Origin of the sequence: Bdellovibrio sp. HCB337, from assembly GCF_047302465.1 — a bacterium.
Taxonomy (GTDB): domain Bacteria; phylum Bdellovibrionota; class Bdellovibrionia; order Bdellovibrionales; family Bdellovibrionaceae; genus JACMRP01.
The window spans coordinates 2853062-2872130 of the sequence record NZ_CP178621.1; the positions used below are offsets into that span (position 1 = coordinate 2853062).

Annotated in this window: 17 protein-coding genes; 7 read left to right on the plus strand and 10 right to left on the minus strand. The window is 46.0% G+C overall.

Going from position 1 to position 19069, the window contains the following annotated elements:
• Nucleotides 1–24: 24 nt before the first annotated feature.
• Together ACLWBB_RS13785 and ACLWBB_RS13790 are read left to right on the plus strand one after the other, a co-directional pair.
• Entirely contained in the window at nucleotides 25–858 is an 834-nt protein-coding gene (locus ACLWBB_RS13785) for a DUF58 domain-containing protein (RefSeq protein WP_413288118.1), read from the plus strand.
• Nucleotides 855–2723, plus strand: a complete 1869-nt coding sequence (locus tag ACLWBB_RS13790; RefSeq protein WP_413288119.1) for a DUF3488 and DUF4129 domain-containing transglutaminase family protein — start codon at nucleotides 855–857, stop codon at nucleotides 2721–2723. Before ACLWBB_RS13785 ends, ACLWBB_RS13790 begins: the two co-directional genes overlap by 4 nt.
• On the opposite strand, the gene ACLWBB_RS13795 is transcribed toward ACLWBB_RS13790, so the two are convergent.
• A complete protein-coding gene (locus ACLWBB_RS13795; RefSeq protein WP_413288120.1) occupies nucleotides 2720–3724 on the minus strand; it encodes a hypothetical protein in 1005 nt (334 codons plus the stop codon). The genes ACLWBB_RS13790 and ACLWBB_RS13795 overlap by 4 nt on opposite strands.
• 175 nt (nucleotides 3725–3899) lie before the next feature.
• The gene (locus tag ACLWBB_RS13800; RefSeq protein WP_413288121.1) at nucleotides 3900–5525 is read right to left on the minus strand and encodes an ABC-F family ATP-binding cassette domain-containing protein; all 1626 of its coding nucleotides are present in this window, start codon (nucleotides 5523–5525) and stop codon (nucleotides 3900–3902) included.
• Between the two features lie 129 nt (nucleotides 5526–5654).
• On the opposite strand from ACLWBB_RS13800, the gene ACLWBB_RS13805 reads away from it, so the two are divergent.
• The 3 genes from ACLWBB_RS13805 (at nucleotide 5655) to ACLWBB_RS13815 (ending at nucleotide 8957) form a co-directional block, all read left to right on the plus strand.
• On the plus strand, nucleotides 5655–7631 hold the full coding sequence (locus ACLWBB_RS13805) for a DEAD/DEAH box helicase (RefSeq protein WP_413288122.1): 1977 nt from the start codon (nucleotides 5655–5657) through the stop codon (nucleotides 7629–7631).
• Between the two features lie 88 nt (nucleotides 7632–7719).
• Nucleotides 7720–7992 carry a metal/formaldehyde-sensitive transcriptional repressor gene (locus tag ACLWBB_RS13810; protein WP_413288123.1) on the plus strand — a complete coding sequence of 91 codons (273 nt, stop codon included), beginning with the start codon at nucleotides 7720–7722 and terminating at the stop codon, nucleotides 7990–7992.
• An 8-nt stretch (nucleotides 7993–8000) separates the two neighbouring features.
• Nucleotides 8001–8957 carry a cation diffusion facilitator family transporter gene (locus tag ACLWBB_RS13815; RefSeq protein WP_413288124.1) on the plus strand — a complete coding sequence of 319 codons (957 nt, stop codon included), beginning with the start codon at nucleotides 8001–8003 and terminating at the stop codon, nucleotides 8955–8957.
• Between the two features lie 3 nt (nucleotides 8958–8960).
• Here the strand turns inward: ACLWBB_RS13815 and ACLWBB_RS13820 are convergent, their stop codons facing one another.
• Complete coding sequence (locus ACLWBB_RS13820) at nucleotides 8961–9548, minus strand: PepSY-associated TM helix domain-containing protein (RefSeq protein WP_413288125.1); 588 nt, start codon at nucleotides 9546–9548, stop codon at nucleotides 8961–8963.
• 5 nt (nucleotides 9549–9553) lie between these two features.
• Nucleotides 9554–10012, minus strand: coding sequence for a DUF4920 domain-containing protein (locus ACLWBB_RS13825; protein WP_413288126.1), 459 nt, complete (start codon nucleotides 10010–10012; stop codon nucleotides 9554–9556).
• 229 nt (nucleotides 10013–10241) lie between these two features.
• On the opposite strand from ACLWBB_RS13825, the gene ACLWBB_RS13830 reads away from it, so the two are divergent.
• Complete coding sequence (locus tag ACLWBB_RS13830) at nucleotides 10242–10973, plus strand: hypothetical protein (RefSeq protein WP_413288127.1); 732 nt, start codon at nucleotides 10242–10244, stop codon at nucleotides 10971–10973.
• Here ACLWBB_RS13830 and ACLWBB_RS13835 read toward each other — a convergent pair.
• The 3 genes from ACLWBB_RS13835 to ACLWBB_RS13845 are packed head-to-tail and all read right to left on the minus strand — an operon-like array spanning nucleotide 10970 to nucleotide 16227.
• On the minus strand, nucleotides 10970–11602 hold the full coding sequence (locus ACLWBB_RS13835) for a TetR/AcrR family transcriptional regulator (protein ID WP_413288128.1): 633 nt from the start codon (nucleotides 11600–11602) through the stop codon (nucleotides 10970–10972). The two genes, ACLWBB_RS13830 and ACLWBB_RS13835, sit on opposite strands and share 4 nt — an antisense overlap.
• A gap of 9 nt (nucleotides 11603–11611) precedes the next feature.
• Nucleotides 11612–14776, minus strand: a complete 3165-nt coding sequence (locus tag ACLWBB_RS13840; RefSeq protein ID WP_413288129.1) for an efflux RND transporter permease subunit — start codon at nucleotides 14774–14776, stop codon at nucleotides 11612–11614.
• Between the two features lie 2 nt (nucleotides 14777–14778).
• Complete coding sequence (locus tag ACLWBB_RS13845) at nucleotides 14779–16227, minus strand: TolC family protein (RefSeq protein WP_413288130.1); 1449 nt, start codon at nucleotides 16225–16227, stop codon at nucleotides 14779–14781.
• Nucleotides 16228–16375: 148 nt separating this feature from the next.
• Here ACLWBB_RS13845 and ACLWBB_RS13850 point away from each other — a divergent pair, with 148 nt between their 5' ends.
• Entirely contained in the window at nucleotides 16376–17029 is a 654-nt protein-coding gene (locus ACLWBB_RS13850) for a TetR/AcrR family transcriptional regulator (RefSeq protein WP_413288131.1), read from the plus strand.
• On the opposite strand, the gene ACLWBB_RS13855 is transcribed toward ACLWBB_RS13850, so the two are convergent.
• The 3 genes from ACLWBB_RS13855 to ACLWBB_RS13865 form a co-directional block, all read right to left on the minus strand.
• The gene (locus tag ACLWBB_RS13855; RefSeq protein WP_413288132.1) at nucleotides 17026–17418 is read right to left on the minus strand and encodes a DUF2784 domain-containing protein; all 393 of its coding nucleotides are present in this window, start codon (nucleotides 17416–17418) and stop codon (nucleotides 17026–17028) included. The genes ACLWBB_RS13850 and ACLWBB_RS13855 overlap by 4 nt on opposite strands.
• A gap of 98 nt (nucleotides 17419–17516) precedes the next feature.
• Nucleotides 17517–17873, minus strand: coding sequence for a diacylglycerol kinase family protein (locus tag ACLWBB_RS13860; protein ID WP_413288133.1), 357 nt, complete (start codon nucleotides 17871–17873; stop codon nucleotides 17517–17519).
• Nucleotides 17874–17977: 104 nt separating this feature from the next.
• Nucleotides 17978–19000 (minus strand): hypothetical protein, encoded by a 1023-nt coding sequence (locus ACLWBB_RS13865; RefSeq protein WP_413288134.1) that lies wholly within the window; start codon nucleotides 18998–19000, stop codon nucleotides 17978–17980.
• Nucleotides 19001–19069: the final 69 nt, after the last annotated feature.

Below are 19069 nucleotides of genomic sequence, written 5' to 3' on the forward strand. Positions count from 1 at the left end.
GAAAAACATCAAAAGACCTATATCATGCCTACCGCTTACGGAGTGGCCTTTGGTTGTATTTGTCTTTTGCTGTTTGGAATTGGCTTTGCGAGCACCAATAACGCCGTTTATTTTCTTTGCTTCTTTATGGCGGCCCTTGGCAGTCAGAGTTTGATTCTTACGAATCGCAATATTGATAAGCTGCAGATCTTGCAACTCAGTATCGAGGACTTCTTTGCCGACGAAGTCGGAGCACTAAAACTTTTAGTCTATAACTCTACTCAAGAGGACATGGAAAACATTCTTTTTGAGGTCGCACCCGAAGGACAGTTTCTTTTAGACAAGCTCAAAGCCGGAGAACGACGTGAAGTCTTAGTGCCTTTCAAGATGAATAATGAGGGCGTTCATCAAGTTCCAAGTCTTAAAATATCTTCGGAATTCCCCTACCACTTTTCTCGCAGCTGGAAAAAGCATTATCACGAGATCAAAGCTTTCGTATATCCAGCGCGCTTGGGCTCAGCACAATTCGCAAGCGCTGCTCACACACAACGTTTTCAAGAAAGTCAAAGTCTGGATGACTTCAAAGGTCACCGCGAGTACCAAAAAAGTGATTCTCCTCGCAGTATCGACTGGCGAGTGACCGCTCGAGTGCAAAAAGTCATGACTAAAGAGTTTGATCCGCAGAGTTCTCGCAAACTGACTTTGCGCTGGGAAGATTGCCCCCAAACTTCGGAGCAAGAAAAGAAACGTCAATTGAGCCTGTGGCTAGATCTGGCTGAAAAAAACAATATGGAATACGCCTTAGATCTGCCAACTCGTCAGCTTCCTTATGGACGAGGGCCTCAACATAAAACAGAATGCCTGAGGTCTTTGCTATGAACTCTTGGCGTTTGATTCTGGGCTTAACCATCACCATTATCTTTGTCGGTCTCGAGGTCGAATCCTGGGTCATGGCCGCGGGTTTGTTTTTCATTTTATGGAAATGTGCGATCGAGCTTTGGAAACTACAAAAACCTTCACGCTGGTTCACCAATACCCTGACGGTCGCGGCCTTGGGTTTGATCTTGTTACGCTATCGTACGGTGATGAGCCAAGACTCTTCTTCCAGTTTTTTGATTTTACTTACTAGTTTAAAACTTTTAGAAGAGCGCAATCTTCGCGATCAGAAGTTTTTGTTCCTTTTGGGCTTTGTTTTGATTTCTGCCCTTTTCTTGTTCTCTCTTGAAGTGCCGGCTCTTGGTGCGGGACTCGCAAGTTTCTTTGTTTTGTGGAGTTCCCAAAATACAAAACTTAAATATTCCTCTATTTTTCTGAAATCCCTACCGCTCGCTTTGTTTTTATTCTTATTCTTCCCGCGCGTGCAAAACCCGTTTGGCTTTCAGGGGCTTATGACTTCCAATCAGGGGCAAACGGGATTCTCGGATGAGCTAAGTCCCGGCAGCATCTCTAAGATTCAGAATTCTCAAGAGCTTGTATTCCGTGTCCAATTCTTAGGATCAAAGAAATACCGCCCACAGGATCAATACTGGCGTGGTCAAGTCCTTACAACTTCCGAGGGGATGCGCTGGACAAAACCATCTATGCCCGTCATTGAGCGTACTTTTGAGAAGATCCCGCAAGCCGACTATGAAGTGACACTGGAACCACAAGGTAAAAGATGGCTTTTCGTGTGGGAACCGACTGAGAGATTACAATCTGCAAAGTTCCCGATGGTCCTCAGAAAGGGCTCTTATTTTGAAAGTGTCGCTCCACTTTATGAGCGTAGCATTTACCAAGGAAAATTTGAAGAGACCACTCCACAGGTGGAATCTGAAGCGGCCGACCTACAAATCCCGGAACTCTCGGAGCCTGTCGCAGTTCTTGTCAAAAAACTGACAGCGTCGGCGAACTCGCGCGAAGATATTGCAGAAAAAATTCTAAATCACTTCCGAGCTGAAAAATTCATGTATAGCAAAAGCCCCGGCAAAACCAGTGGCTCGATCGATGACTTTCTATTCGTCGGCAAAAAAGGTTATTGCGAACACTATGCTGCGACAATGGCGACTCTTCTTCGCGCAGCTAAAGTCCCTGCCCGTGTAGTAACGGGTTATCAAGGTGGCGACTTCAATGCCTATGGTAGATTTTGGAAATTCACTCAAGCTGACGCCCATGCATGGGTAGAGTTCTTGAATAACCGCAACGAATGGGAACGCGTCGACCCCACTACGGTCGTAGCTCCTGAACGCTTAGAGCTTGGCGGAGTCCTTTTCGAGGGCCTGCCTGAAGAGTGGATCGGCCAAGGCAAAGCCATGGATTACCTTAAGTCCCGCCAGGCTTGGTGGATTCAAGCACGAGAAACGATTTTACAGAATGTTGAGAGCTGGAATTATGACCTTGTTTTGTTCTTGATTGATTTCAATCTTGATAAGCAAAAAGAGCTCTTCCAAGAATACCGTACCTGGGCGGTTGTTCTTGGGGCTTTGCTATTGCTGCCCTTTATTTTGCAGTCATTCTTCCGTCGCAAGAAGCTCACCTATGCTGAGTGGCTTCTGAAAGAACTCGAAGCAAAGGCTCAGAAGCAAAACCTAACTCGCGAAAAATCCGAAACTCTTCGCCAGTTTACTCAGCGCTGGGCGAAGTCGCATCCTGAGATACGAACGTCGCTGATGACTCTTTTGGATATATACGAAACAGAAGAATACTCCTCTAAAGGAGCCCCGAAGCTGAGTCCTCAGCAAGCACGCAGCTTGCTAAAATCTCTTTAGTACATGCTAAAACCGCAGGTCTTTTGAAGAAACTTATCGAACTCTGCATCACTTGGATATTTGAAGTGAAGCATGGAATTGTCAGCCTGATCAGGCCATAAGTTTCTAGGAACTACCTTACTTTTGCAAGGCTTGCCATTTTTTGTGATGGTAACGGACCTGTTGCCTAGACGAGGTTCTTCGCCAGTGCTATCAACTCGAATCGCAACACCAGTTCCCGTATAGCTCTTTTCGTTCGTCAATGCGCCACCGACAATTCGCTTAGTTTTTGCATCGAAGGTAACCTTTTCGCCGGTCGCTAAAGTAACGACTTGCTGATCGCCCTCAATGCGAATGCTTGGCAGATAACGACGCGGAAACACCATCATGTAAGTTTCTTTGGATTGACTGACGTGTTCGTCATTCGCATCTGAAATAGAAAATCCTAAATCCTGACGAGCTTGTCCTGCAAAATCAAACTGCCACTCACGGCGTAAAGCGCCGGTTCTGTCGGCAAAGCGAATTTGCCCAGGCACGACGTCACCGTTATAGGTGCAAAGGTCATAGATCCCCGGCTGTGTTTTACAAACAGCGACGCGAGTATTGATACTGTTTTCATCGCCTTTTGGTTCTGTCAATGCATCGGGATTGTCTTTTATCGCTTTGGCTTCACGAGCTGGAATCTCTGTATGCGCCGTAGTTTCAGTTTTTTTATTCAACTCACAGATCTCGCAGTAGTCGCTTTTCTCTTTCAACTTCTGCATCGCCTTGTTGCCTTCATTGATTTTACTGATGACATCTTCGGGCGTCACACCTTCAGGAAGAACAGCGGCGTTGTTTTTAACTCTTTTCTTTTTAGGAGCTTGTACTTTAGGAAGAACTGGTACGGTTGGTGCTTGATTTTGAACTGCGGGAGCTGCATTAACCGCGGGAGCAGTCGTTGTTTGAGTCGAAGCGTCCTCAGCCCGTACTACCGAGCTAAAAACAAAAAATGCTGATATCAAAATCGTTAAGAATTTCATATCTTTTTATCGGTCGTTCTTAATAAACAGCTAAGCCCTGATTCAGTTTTTCAGACGTCATCTGCGACACAAAAAAATTCTTCTGTCCCGACTCTGGAGTGGTTTTCCCACCCCGCATCTGACCTAGGTCTGCCCCGATTCCCGAGCATAGCTCTTGGTCGAGGCACAAACTCCCCTAGTGAGTCTTCTTAGAAAGATAGTAATCCCAAGTTCCGTCATAAGTCAGAAGTTGGTTTTTATCGAGTTCAAACACACGAGTCGTAATCTCACGCAAGAAATGTCTATCATGGCTTACGATCATGACTGTGCCTGGGAATGTTTTAATAGCCTCCAGCAACACTTCGCGAGAAACGATGTCCAAGTGATTCGTCGGCTCATCTAGAACAAGGAAATTCACTGGCTTTGCCAAGATCGTTGCAAGAACCACGCGGCTTTTCTCACCACCCGACAATACAGAAATTTTCTTATCCGCTTCGTCACCCGAGAATTTGAAAGCCCCAAGCAGGTTTCTGACAAATCCGACTGTAGAATTTGGAATACGAGAGTGCACCTCTTCCATGATCGTAGCGTTCGGATCCAAAACGTCCAAAGAGTTTTGGCTAAAATATCCCAAAGAGATAGAAGCACCCAAGTTGAACACACCTTCGGTCGGTTCTGCTTGGCCTGTGATAATTTTTAACAACGTAGACTTACCAGCACCGTTCACACCAACAACCGCAACACGGTCCATGCGTTTTACAAGGGCAGAAGCATTCTTGAAAACTAACTTTTCTTTACCGTCGTCGCGCTTCCAGATTTTAGTCAAACCTTCCAGCTTCACAACTTCATCACCGCCACGAGGAGGTTCAGCCCACTCAAACTTGATGGCCTTTTCTTCAGCAGGAATTTCGATACGATCAATCTTTTCAAGTTTCTTAACACGAGACTGAACTTGCGCCGCATGCGAAGCACGGGCTGCGAAGCGAGCAATGAACTCTTCTTCTTTCGCGAGCATATCTTCTTGGCGTTTTGCCGCTGCAATAAGCTGCTCTAAACGAATGGCTTTTTCTTTTTCATAGAAATCGTAGTTGCCGCCATAAGTAGTGATAGTTTTATTGGCAACTTCAACGACCTTGCCGACCAAACGATTCATAAAATCGCGATCATGGCTTGTCATCAAAATGGCGCCTTTGAAATTTTTCAGCCATTCCTCAAGCCAGATGATAGATTCCATATCCAAGTGATTCGTCGGCTCATCCATCAGCAAAACATCAGGGTTCAAAACCAGGATCTTTGCCAAAGCAATACGCATTTTCCAACCGCCGCTGAAGCTCTCAGTCGGGCGATGATAGTCCTCAGGGCCGATCCCCAAGCCTGTCAAAATTTCAGCAGCACGGGTATCAAGATCATACCCACCAAGGCGTTCGTAGTCGGCCTGAACCTCGCCATAGTCCTCTAAAAGCTTCGTCATTTGATCATCATCAATAGGATTGACGGCAGAGTCCTCGAGGCGCCTTTCAAGCTCTTTCAATTTAGCACCTAGAATAGGCAGCTTGCCGGCAGCAGATTTCACCTCTTCGAGGGCTGTGCGGCCTTTCATCTCTTCGATATTCTGAGAGAAGTAACCAATAACAGTACGATCTGATTTAGAGATCGTGCCTTCAAAGCCTTCCTCGTCAGTAATCACGCGGAAAATGGTGGTTTTACCGGCACCATTGGGGCCTACCAAGCCAATCTTTTCACCATCATTGATCTGAAAAGAGGCGTTTTTATAGAGAATCTTAGTACCGTATTGTTTAGTGATATTTGAGAGATGAATCATGGAAGACAAGATAAGGGTTTTCCAGGTGTTTAGCAAGACGACGTCTAAGAATAAAATACAGCTTTCATTATTTTAAGGCGGAAGAGGTCAAAATAGTCTAAATTGGCGTTTTCTTTTCGAAAGGTCCCCATGAATCCCTCTGAATCCTCCTCGTTCCAGTCTTTCGGTCTTAGTGAGCCTTTAATGAAGGCCATGAACGAAATGGGCTTTACATCCCCTACTCCTATCCAAGAAAAGGCGATCCCTCTTCTTTTGGGTGAAGCCCAAGACATGATCGGACTTGCTTCTACTGGTACTGGTAAAACTGCTGCTTTCGGTATTCCATTGATTGAAAAAATCGATGCAAGCCTTAAAGCAACTCAAGGCTTGGTCTTGAGCCCCACTCGTGAGTTGGCACTTCAAGTTGCCGACCAATTACAAAAACTTGGTAAATACAAAGGCGTTCGCGTTGTCACTATCTACGGGGGCTCTAGCTACCGTACTCAAATCGAAGGCGTTCGCAAAGGCGCTCATATCGTTGTTGCAACTCCGGGCCGCTTAGTAGACTTCTTAGAACAAAAAGTTGTTCAATTAACTAACGTACAAACTCTGATTTTGGATGAAGCGGATGAGATGATCAGCATGGGTTTCAAAGACGATTTGGAATTCATCTTGAAGCACACTCATAACGAAGAAGCAGAAGCTTCTGGCCGTGCAGCTTGCAAAACTTGGTTATTCTCTGCAACTATGAGCCGGGATATTCGTCGCGTAGCGGATACTTACCTTGAAGCTCCTGAAACAATCGAAGTAGCAAAACCAACTGGTTCTTCTGATCTTGTTAAACAAAGCTATTACACTGTTAAAGATGAGCATAAAAACGAAGTTATCAGCCGTCTTTTGCAAATCCATGACAACTTCCATGGCATTATCTTCTGCCAAACTAAAATGGAAGTAATCGAGCTTGAAGAAAAACTTCAACGCCGCGGTTTTTCTGCTGCTTCCCTTCACGGTGATAAGCAACAGAAAGAACGTGAAATTACTCTTAGAAAATTCCGTTCTGGCGAAGCTAAAGTTTTGGTGGCAACAGACGTTGCTGCTCGTGGTTTGGACGTAAAAGACCTTACTCACGTAATCAATCACTCACTTCCTTGGGATGTTGAATCTTACATCCACCGTATCGGTCGTACTGGCCGTAACGGTAAAGAAGGTATCGCGATCAGCTTGATCAATCCTCGCCAAGTCGGTTCTTTGCGCCGTATTCAAAACGTAACGAAGAAGACTTTGGAAAAAGGCAAGATCCCAACTTCTGACGAAGTTGCAATGATCCGCTTACAAAAATTTATGTCACAATTGGTAGGCGTTCCTACTGAGGGTCGTAAATACCAAATCGCTTTGCAAATCTTTGAAGAGCTTGTGCAAAAAGATGAGTCTGGCTTGTTGAAATTGGCTCCGCCAGAATTACTTGCCCGCGTAATCACAGCTATTCACCCTGAGTTGTTGGCTGAAAAAGACTACGACTTGGATTTCATGAAGGGTGGCTTGGATCAACGCCGCGACTTCAAACCTCGTGGTGACCGTCCAGAGCGCGGCGATCGTTTCGACCGTGGTGGCGACCGCGGAGATCGCGGCCCTCGTCAGGACCGTCCTCGTCGTGACGACCGTGGCCCTTATGCACCTCGTGCTTTCTCTAACGATAGAACTCCTGCTAAGAAGTTCGGACCTCGTAAAGAGCGTGCTGAAGGCGACGATCGCGGATTCGCTCCTCGTAAGGAGCGCACTGAAGGCGAGAGTCGTGGTGCCGAGCGCAGTTTCGCTCCTCGTAAAGAACGCGCTGAGGGTGGCGAGCGTAGCTTTGCTCCTCGCAAAGACCGTGGTGGCGAAGAACAACGTGATTTCAAACCTCGCACAGACCGTAACCATTTCGAAGATGGTTTCCCTCGCCGTGACCGTGGCCCTCGTTTTGACGGCTTCAGCTTCGGTGATGGCGGTGGTGAAAAGCGCAAGGACCGTAAAGAGAGCAAAGATCGTCCTGAGCGTGCCGATCGTCCACGCCGCGCAGATCCTCCAGGGGTGAAGCGTCACCGCAGCGGCGGTTCTAAACGTCGCTTCTCAAACGACAACGCTTAAAGCTTAATAGAGCGGGACTGGTTCCCGCTCTTTTTTTAGCCTTGCAATATAGGGTACCCCCCTATATTATGGTCCTTGGAGGCTTGTCATGGCACATACGATTAAAAACAAAGACCGCTTGATCGGGCGTATCAGCCGCCTGCAGGGACAGCTTAAATCGGTTACCAATGGCTTGGAAAACGAAGAAGACTGTTACAAGATTATGTTAACCCTGGCGTCGTGCCGAGGGGCTCTGAATGGCCTTATGTCTGATATTATGGAAGAACACATCCGTGAGCATATCGGCACTGCCAAGAACAGCAAAGAAGCCACCCAGGCCAGCGAAGAGGCCATTGAAATTTTAAGAAGCTTTTGGAAATAGAGGACCCCATGTCGAACTCACACTCACACAGCCATTCCCACAGCCACGGACACTCTCATGGACATGCCCATAGCCACTCAGGCCCTCGGGATTACAATAAAGCTTTTGCCATCGGGATTGTCCTAAACCTTGCCTTCGTTGGTGTTGAAGCCACCTATGGCTTTATCGCCAAATCTCTGGCGCTGGTTGCGGATGCTGGCCACAACTTAAGTGACGTCATCGGTTTGGTCCTTGCTTGGGCCGCTGTATGGCTGTCACGCCGTAAGCCAACGATGCGATATACTTATGGGCTTCGCCGCTCTTCGATTCTTTCAGCGCTCTTGAACGCGGTTCTTCTTTTGATCGCAGTTGGCGGTATCGCCTGGGAAGCTATTCGCAGATTCTGGAGCCCCACACCAGTTGAAACAGGCACCGTGATGGCGGTGGCCTTTGTCGGTATTATTATCAACGGCGCTACAGCTCTCTTATTCATGTCGGGCCGAAAACATGATCTAAATATCCGCAGTGCCTACATGCATATGGCGGCGGATGCTTTGGTCTCTGTCGGCGTTGTGATTGCAGGTCTTATCATTCAATACACCGACTGGCTGTGGATCGATCCGGCTATCAGCTTGATCATCGTTCTTGTAATCACGATCGGCACTTGGGGACTCCTAAAAGACTCTTTGAACCTTGCGATGGATGCGGTGCCTAGCAATATCCACCTTCCTGATGTGAAAGAGTATTTCACCAAGCTTGAGGGGGTAAGCGAAGTTCACGACCTGCACGTCTGGGCCATGAGCACCACAGAAACCGCTCTAACCGTGCATTTAGTGATGAAGAAAGACTTCCATAGCGATGCCTTCTTGGCCAAGGTCAGCAAGGAATTGAAAGAAGATTTCAAAATCGATCACCCGACTATTCAAATTGAAGCGGGCGATCTTTCGACATTTGAATGTGCATTAAAACCTGACGAGGTCGTTTAAAAATTAAACGTACAGGTAGTAAAAAGCTAAAGGAATCACCAGGCCGGCGCTTACAAAGAACCAGCCTCGTCTTCCGAAGCCATTAGCGCCCTTGAGCATAAACAGACCAGACAGACTCAAATAGATTAGCAACACTGCGAACACGTCGGCGACATAGGACCACACGCGTTTGGCTTTATTCAGATGTAAGTAGTTCGCAAAAAACAGGCCGATACGTTTTTCGGTCGTTTCAATAGAGGCTTGCTGTTTGACTTCATTCCAAGCGACCCGCGTTCCCTCGTAAAAGAACAAAGTCTCTTCATTGGAATCTCGCACGCTACTCAAAAAGCGCGCGTTAATACCAAGGCGCTTTGCCAAAGCCTGCTGAAACTCTTCAGAATCAGGCTTACCAGAAACGTCTTTAAGAACCTGTTCAGACCGAGTAATAACGTAGCTCGGATTCCAAGAATCGACATGATTCACTGCAATTCCAGAGATGGAATAAATAATTATCAGCCCCACACAGAAATAGCCGACGTCTCGGTGAAAAGACCTGTTCAACAGGAACAGTCTTTTCCCCCAACCAGCCCCGTTTTCTCCGGATTGCTGCATGCTTATTAATTCCCCTCGATAACAGCGCCAGTTGCCTGAACTTGGTACACCACCATCGCTTCTTTTACGGAAGCAGGATCAAACTTCAGTTTATTCTCTTCAGCTTGGTGCTTTAAGAAGTCTTTGGTCTCTTCTAGGGTCATCGTGATTTTTTTGAATTCGCCCTTAGCTGCTGCTTTTTTGCCACGAGATTCTAGAGGAAAAACGATTTCTCCATCGTTCACCTTTACTCTAACTTTTTCGTTTTGATAGTCCGTGGTTAACTTCATCCAACAGCCACGTTTTGCGCAAACGTCCACGATAACACCCGACACCGTCACTTCTTTGCCAACAAGCGACTCTGGGTTCTTCATAATTTTTGACATCGGCATTGCATCAGTAAACTTAGCACCTGTTCCATACTTTTTCTCGGCATGGGCACCCATTGCAAAAAGGGTTACAAGTACAAAAACTAAACTCTTCATTTAAGACTCCTCTAAATCAGGGTTCGAAGGACCTTGCATACCCAAAACAAACACATCGTCCTGCGATAGGCAAGCTCCCAATCCTAATTGCAAACAAGTCGCTACAGACGTTCCGTGTCTAACTTTTAATCAAGCCTTTCTTAAAACCAGGGACAGCGCCCCGTCCCGTCTTTAATAAGGCCACCACGAAACTCTGAGCTGGCACCATCCTTGTAAATACGGATTTGTTATGAAAATAAAAAAATCCCTTTGCATGATGCTTGTGGTGTTTCATTTAATTCCTGGTGGCAGCTTCGCGGCAGATACTAGTCGCGACGTGCAAGAGGCCGTGATCCAACAGATCGTCGATGAGCTTCATGAGGACCCGTGGGAATCTCTTTACGGTCATCGAAGTCGACGAATCATTCTTAAAGCGAAGTGGGACCGTCGAAGCACCCAATTGAATTTTGACAAAAGCAGCGTGGATCAGATGGAAGACGCACTTGGCATGAGCACCATGCCCATCTATGAGCAAGACCAAGTCATCAATGCCCGCAATCTCGCATTAGCAAGTATTTCTGCGGGTGGTATCATTTACTTTATCCCGGAGTCCAACACGATTTTCTGGGAGAAAAACGAAGAAGAGCAAGATCTCAAAGAACAACTTCGCCAGGAAAGGTTGTGGACCAACCCTATTTTAGGAAATCTTCTAAGCAGTTTCCTGACTCATGCCCAAAAAGAAATCGCTCACAAACAATCAATAGCAAAAAGCCCGAGCCGTTGGCGCTCTTTCTTGATGGTGGTCTTAAACCCAGCAGCGTCTTTTGTGAAACAGGCAAATAAAATGGCGAACCAAAGATATTTCAGTGAAGGTTCGACGGATATTGTGACGGTAACTCCAGGGCTCGACAAAAATCGCCATAACTGGGAAGACCGTGAAATGACCAATTATATCGGTCTGCAATTTACGATTCGCTTCTAGTTCGAAGTAATTCCTCGTACGAAAATTTGCGATAAGAAATCCGCGAATTTTTCCTGGTCCGCTGGCAAACGGTAGGCGTCTTGCAAAAGACTGCCGCCGCGATCCTGCAAAGAGAAATATCCCCAAATAGATTCCACCATAATGGCAATGAACGAGCGAACGTTCACATCTTCACGAATCATTTTAGCACTTTGAAGATCCTGAAAGAACTGGGTCAGATTTGCTCCCACAGGTTGCATCGTACTATGAAATGCTTCACGGACGCCGGGAATTTTATCTATTGCGTGGCGCTGAAGAACAATAGAAATCTCTGGTTGATGGATACGAATCTGCACGAAGGTTTCAATCAGATCACGCAGAGCCTTCTCCATCTCGACACGCGAATTCACTTTTCCTTGGTGATTACTCAAAGCCGAATCGATACGGTCGGCAAGCTTTTGCGAGTACTCGCGGAAGACCTCCAGATAGAGGCCCTCCTTCCCACCAAAGTAATAACTGATGGCCGCAACATTTACTTCTGCGCGAGTGCAAAGGTCCCGGGTGCTGACCGCATCGAAACCTTTATCAGAGAATAGTTCCGCTGCGGCCTTTAGAAGTTTATTTCTGTTGTTATCAGAGACGTTACTCATCGTATCCTCCTACTTCGCGGGAATTTCGTGATGGTGAGTACTACGTTTTGAAACAAAACGGCTGCCTTTTCTGCGAATCCAGTTTTTAAAACGATCCACATAGATGAATACCGAAGGCACGACGATCAAAGTCAGGATCGTTGATGAAATCATACCACCGATGATCGCAACCCCCATGCCCGTACGAGCTTTAGAGGCCTCACTCAAACCGATCGCAATTGGCAATGTACCTGCAATCAGAGCAAAGCTTGTCATCAAGATCGGACGAAGGCGGGTTTTACCGGCTTCGATCAGCGCTTCTTCACGGCTAAGACCTTTTTCTTCCATCATTTGCTTGGCGTAGTCGACAAGCAAGATACCATTCTTACCCGCAACCCCCAACAACATGAACAGACCTAGGATCGCAAAGATACTGATCGTTTCGTTCATCAGGTAAAGTGCCAAGAACGCTCCGCTAAGTGCCAGCGGCAACGCCACCATGATCGTAATTGGCGTAATGAAAGACTCGTACAAACTTGCCAAGATCAGATAGATGAACAGAATCGCAAATCCCAAAGCCAACACAGTGGATGAGATCAAATCCTGCATGTTCTCTGCCTCTCCGGCAAAACCGTAGCGGATGCTTGAAGGCAATTTCATGTCACCGCTTGTGAGCATTTTATTGATGTCACCAACAACAGTGCTCAAACCCACGCCCGGCGCTAACGCAGCGGTAATTTGAATGTAACGACCGCGATCCTGACGCTCGATAGAGGCTGGACCCGATTTCAAATCACCATTTGCGATATCTTGTAAGCGTACTAGCTTACGATTTACGTTTGGAACATAAACTTGACCAAAAGTCGCTTTCAAATCGCGTTGGTCCTCTTGCAAACGAACACGCACATCGTACTCGCGACCTTTTTCGCGGAACTTCGCAGGAGTGAAACCTTCCACCTGAGCACGAAGCTCTTGTCCCATTGTTTTGGTATTCACACCATATTGTTTTGCAGCACCTGATTTCAGATGTACTTGCAACTCTGGTTTACCAGCACGGTAGTTCGAGTCCACGTCTTTCATGCGTGGATCCGCTTTCAACTTTTCAAAAATCATCATGCCGTATTTCTCGAGATCCTGAGGATCCGCGGAGATAATATTTAGCACGATAGGCTGTTGCCCCATACCACCGGTCGCATCGTATTTTTTCACGACTGGGTTCGCGTCTTTATGTTCTTTTAGCTGTCCACGCAGAAGATCACGGAATACTTCTGTTTTGATTCCGCGCTCTTTACTTGGTTTCAAGCGAACATAGAAGCTTGCTTTATTCGCCTCACCATATTGGTTACCAATTGTCATTGTGGTGTAACTTACTTGTGGGTTGTTATGGATGATCTTATCAACTTCAACACCTACTTTGTTCATACCATCCAAGCTTGTACCTGGCTTCATTTCAAGAGTGACAGTGATCTCGCCGCTATCGTCATCTGGAACGAAGCTTGCTGGAACTTTTGTCACCGAGAAGATACTGGCAATGAAAACTACCACAGTAAATACGATCGTCATGATTGGATGACGAAGAGTGACCTTCAATAAGGCTTCATAGACCTTTTCAAGCCATGATTGGAAACGATCAAAGCCTTTCAGCATACGACCGCCCGTACGATCCCACAGAGACAAAGCCACTTTTTCGCCATGAGCGACTTTATGGCCCTCGCCACCGAAAAGTGCAGCCATCATTGGAATAAGTGTCAAAGCGACAAATAGACTTACTGCCATTGCAAAAGCCACGGACAAACCGAAAGACTTCAAGAATTGACCAATCGTGCCTGACATCATACCAACTGGTACGAATACAGAGATCACCACCAAAGTGATCGCAAATACGGCCATTTGGATTTCTTCGGTTCCTTTTTCTGCCGCTGTAAATGCGTCTTCGCCTTTTTCCATGCGACGATAGATATTTTCAATAACCACGATCGCATCATCAATCAACAATCCCACCGCTAAGGTCAGTGCCAAAAGCGTAATGATGTTGATCGAGAAACCAAAAAGCTTCATCACAATAAAGGCACTGATCAAAGAAATCGGCAACGATAACGCCGTAATCAATGTCGTTCTTCCTGACCCCAAGAAGAAGAACACAGTGATCACCGTCAGGATAATACCGATGATGATGGTCTCATAAACCTCAGAGACGTTGTCTTGGATTTTAATAGAAGCATTGGTGACAACACGAAGTTCAAGATTGCTATTCATCTTCGCAAGCTCTGGCTTCATTTTATCAAGCTGCTTAATCACATCTTGAGCCACCTTCACGGTGTTAGAACCAGATTGGCGATAGACTTGCAAGAACAGAGCTTTTTCGCCATTCACGAAGGCGCGTGATTTTTCGTCTTCAAGAGTATCTTTCACAACGCCTAAGTCCGCCACGCGAGTGGGAACTTCGTTGCCGTAAAGATTTACAAGTGTGTCAGAGATCTCTGGCACAGACTGGAATTCACCAAGTCCACGGAACACAAGTTCACTTTCACCTTGTGTGACTTTACCACTTGGAACGTTTTCACCTGAGGCACCGATTTGCGCAGCCACTTGGCTTACAGAAATTTCGCGGCCTCTCAACTTTTGACGATCCAAAAGAACATGAACTTCTCTTTTACGACCACCCAAGATATCAATGGCGCCGACGTTGCTGACCTGCTCTAAGCGAGGTTTCACGAACTGATCGGCGATATCATACATCTCGGCGTCACCAACGCCAGTGCCGGAAATAGCCAGCATCAAGATCGGAGTATCTGACGGGTCGAATTTTTTAATAATAGAATCTTTGGCTTCGTCAGGAAGTTTCGTTTTTACGATATTGATTTTATCGCGTACCTGCTGCTCAGCGTATTTAGAGTCGATATCACTTTTGAATTCGACGATAACTTGGCTGACGCCTTCCAAGCTTTTTGAAGTCAGACGTTTAATACCAGAGATTGTACTAACCTCTTCTTCGATCGGACGGCTAATAAGTGTTTCAACCTCGGAAGGCCCGGCACCAGGATAAATCGTTTGTACGGAAACAACCGGAACACTGACGTCTGGGAATAAATCCACGCTCATGGATTTAAAGCTCGCCCAACCTACTACCACCATCGCGATGGTTACACAGGAAATAAAAATAGGTCTTTTGATGGATGTACTAGCTAAGCTCATGACTACTTCCCTCCTTCAGGAGAGTTTTGCGTTTCGTAAAGTTTAAGTTGTGATTGCAGACCCAAGATATTTGCTGCGGACTTAACACGAGTCACAGCTGCTTGAGTGTAGTCTTGTTCAAAGAGCAAAACCTGATAAGTGGTTGTGCGACCTTGGCGAAGACGAGCTCTTTCGTTTTCAAGTTTAGATTTTTGCACTTCTTCAATGCGACCCAAAAGCTTCAAGTTGTCTCGAGCGTCTGTCAGGCTTCTTGTCAAAGTAGTCCAATCCATTTCTTGCGCATACTGAGCATATTGATGGTTCAGCTCTGCCGCTTTTTCAGACTTCATCGCACCACTACGTGCATCCGATGTCGCCTTTAAGTTAAGTGGCATGTTAAAGCGCACTCCCATAAAGGCCGTGTCACGATTTTCAGTACCTGAATTTTTGATCGCCTCGTTCATGGCATCATCGCGGCCATTCAATGCATAAGTACCGTACACATCTAAAGTCGGACGGTTGCGTTCACGCACAATTTGGGAATTTGCTTTCGCTGTTGCCAACTGAGCTTCCGTCGCTTTCACATCCAAACGATCGCCAGGACGTGCCTGGGGAACTGTGATGCTCTCAAGGGATTTGAAATCCACTTTCTCTAAGTTCTCAACCGTTGCATAAGGCTCTTGATTGCGAAACTTGTTGAAGTTGCGAAGGGCGTCGTGCGCTTCGTTCTTAGCAACTTGCAATTCTAAGGTACGACTCTCTAAAAGAGCTTGGGCTTGAATCACATCTGCCTTCTCGCCAAGATTCATTTTCTGTTTGCGAGCCACGTAGTCATGAATATTTTGAGCAGCCTTCAAAGCTTGTTCTTGAATGACAACCACTTCACTCCAAGCAGAAAGTCTCCAGTAAGCAGCTTCAGCCCCTACTAAAAGATTGTTGGCTTGAGCGCCGCTGTTATATTGGTCAGCGAAGTTTTGCTGACGAGTGATTTCTTGTGTCGCGCGGGCACTGCGACCAAAACCGCCACCCCACAGGGGCATGGAAAGCTCTAGCTTGGGACTAGCATCCCAATATTCGGTCATAACATTCGGACCGAAACTCGCACCGACGAAATTTGTTTTATTCAATTCATAGTACAACTTACTTTGCAGACCGAAACTGAACTGTTGGCTTACACCCAGTTTATAGTTATCAGTCGCAAGTTGGTCATAGACCATCACTGGTGGGCTATTGGGCTTTTCATCGTGTCCCCAACGAGCCTCTGCGAAAAGTTGCGGCGTAAAGTACAAATCCGCCTCGCGGGATTTCAAGCCCGCTCCTTCAGATTGGGTGGATGTACCTTGATAGCCTGTGTTCTGTCCTTTGACCTGATTCATATACTCATTCAAGGTCAACGCCCCTGCCTGAGGGCCACTAAGAGCTGCGCTGAGGAGAAGCGCTATTCCGTAGCTAGTGGTTTGTTTGAGTTTCATTTTAATCTCCCGATTTAAGTAATCGCTTACATACATATATTTACGGCATTTTAATTTTGTACTCAAGCGATTACTTCATTGAATTTTTTTAACAGACGTGGTAAGTTATATATAATTAAGCAATTTCAATATCTTAGGAACCAATGATATGAATGAAACATCTCAAAATAAGACCGCCAAAAGCCCGGAAAAAGACCCTGTTAAGGGTAAAAAGAGGGACAGATCGGCCTCCGAAGGCAAGCTTTTGAAGGCTGCCGAGGACGTCTTTTCTAAGCATGGTTTTAAGGGCGCTACGACCCGGATGATTGCTAAGAAGGCCGGGATCAACGAATCTCTGATCGGCCGCTACTTTGACGGCAAGATGGGACTCCTGGTCGCTATCATTGAGAACTACGTCACGGTGGAAGGGGCTCATCCGAAGCTAACCTACCCAGCTCAAGCTACTTTAACTGATGAGATCCTAGCTTATGCTCAGTTCAAGTTTGATCGAGACTGCAAAAAGAACTTTGATTTCTTTAAGATCGTGCTTTCACAAGCCATCGTTGATGCGAAGTTTGCAAAACGCATTCGTGAAATCATGCAACCTTTCTTTCAGCCCGAACTCGAAGAACGCCTTCAAAAACTTAAAGACACTGGAAAGATCCACTCGGATATCGACGTCAAAACGCTGATTAAGGGGCTGGATATCTTTATGTTCGGAAATATCATTTTCCAACGTGTACTTCTCGGAAACACTCTGGAGGAAACTGGAAAGACCCTCGAAGAATTTATTCGTCGACACGCCAAGGCTTTAGAAACTTAAATTCCGGGAAATATCCGAGACCTTCTGCGATCACGGATATTCAAAGCGATCGACAAGATAAGAGCCACCAAAAACAGAATCATCGTCACGACATCCACCGTGACCGCATCCACATTCCAACCAGTGAAATAGTCCACTAAAAATTTAATATAGGAATACGGCATATCGGTGTAACCGAGCTTCTCCCTTACTTGCCAGTGCCAATCCGTTAGTGGGCAATATCCGAAGCCGTAGCGAAAGCCTACAATGAACCAGAAAAAGGCTGTGATCAACAAGGCCACAAGATTCCACTTGCGTGTTTTTACGGACGCCCAGCCAAAAAGATTGAACAGAGAAAAGACCAGATGAAAATAGAGAAAAAAATTATCTAAAAAAACATAGATCCACATAAGTGAGTATAAGCATTCATCAGGTAGTACCTCAACGATGCTTCACAAGCTTGGCAAATCACAAACGGCAGATGCTTGGCAAGCGAACCGGGGTTCTATTAAAAAAGATAGGGCCCAAAAATTAGAACAGCAATAACCACTGCCGCAGTGGCTGCCAATAAAACTGCGCCGGCAGCAAGATCCTTAACCTGGCCAGCTTGCGTATTCTTTTGAGGAGAAACCAAGTCCACAAGTTTCTCAAAAGCCGTATTTACCATCTCAGTAATCCACACCAAAGCAATAGCAAGAACAATCCACAACCATTCGCTTCGATTAAGTTGAAAATAGAAACCCAATACAATCACCACAAGTGACGCCAAAAAATGAATGCGGGCATTGTTTTCGGTTTTAAAAAAAGACCTTATTCCTTTTAGCGCAAACTTGAAACTTCTCATGGATTTAAAGACATCAACCATGAACAAATACTATTTTTGTGCGGTCAAAAAAGCAAAAACATATCTTCCTTTGATAACAAAAGGAGTATCCTTATTTAATCTTCGAAAAAAGACTATTTTGCGTTCTAACGGTCGCCAAGAATGAGATCGGAAGGAACCAACACTTCTTCCCAGGTGCGCCCTAGTGGGGCTTCGATCCCTTGCTCTTGGAATGTTTTGAGCGTCCAAGCATAGGATGTCGGTGGAACAACGATGTATTTGACATATCTTAAGCTGATGCCCACCTCGGTTTTCAATTCACTTTGATTCGACCCGCGGGCCATTAACAACTGAAGCAAAAATCCAGCCGGATTTTCACGAAGCCTTGCCCCCTCTTGGAAGTGGCCATAAAAATTATTAAAGTCGACGGTCGGATCATCAAAAAGTTTTAAATCAAAAATGAAAAAGTATCCGCCGTTGGCTTTAGTGTTTTTCCAGTTAGGGCCAAAGGGTTGAAAGAAAGCTTTGCTATACATGAAGGTTCCAAACCCCGTCGAACCAAAGTCTTGGGCATACGCCGTCGCCCTTTCTTTAAGCTTCCGATCCTTTACTTTTGTTCCAGGGACGATAGCCCCACGTTGCGCGATAGAGGAAAAAAACATGCCGTTAGTTTTGTGTCCCAAGACATCAAAGCCCACGGCTTTGGCCAACGTGCTTCCCATCTCGGGGCTTTCGGATTTAATAATCTGAAGGAAGTTCTCTTTTTGCTCGAGAGTTAACCCCAACTTGTTATCTGGGTCGCGAAGGAACTCTTCGACGTTTTTCAATTGTTGACTGTCAAAGCGAATAGACTGAGGAGGCAAAGCCACCTGAGACTCGATCAATGCTTTTGCTTCAGCAGCTTTAAAACCCGCTTCGCGCAAAAGCAGAATGATCTCTTTTTTATTGAGGGTGCTTGCAGACGTCTCCAACAAAGCCGCTGATTGAACGTCCGTAAGGGGTCTATTCACCACGAGGCTTGCGCGCTCTAGACGGTATTCTGTCGCTGGATCAAACTTAGCAGCATCCGCAAAAACAGCTTGGCAAGAAGGCGCCGCCAGGGCCACTGACGCCCCGATTCCGCTGATCGCCAAAAATACTGTAATAACTTTGCTGAATACGCTTTTCATTCTGGCTTAGAACCTGCAATAAGCGCTATCACCCGAGCTGTATTTAGCACCCTCTAGATTGTCCAACCT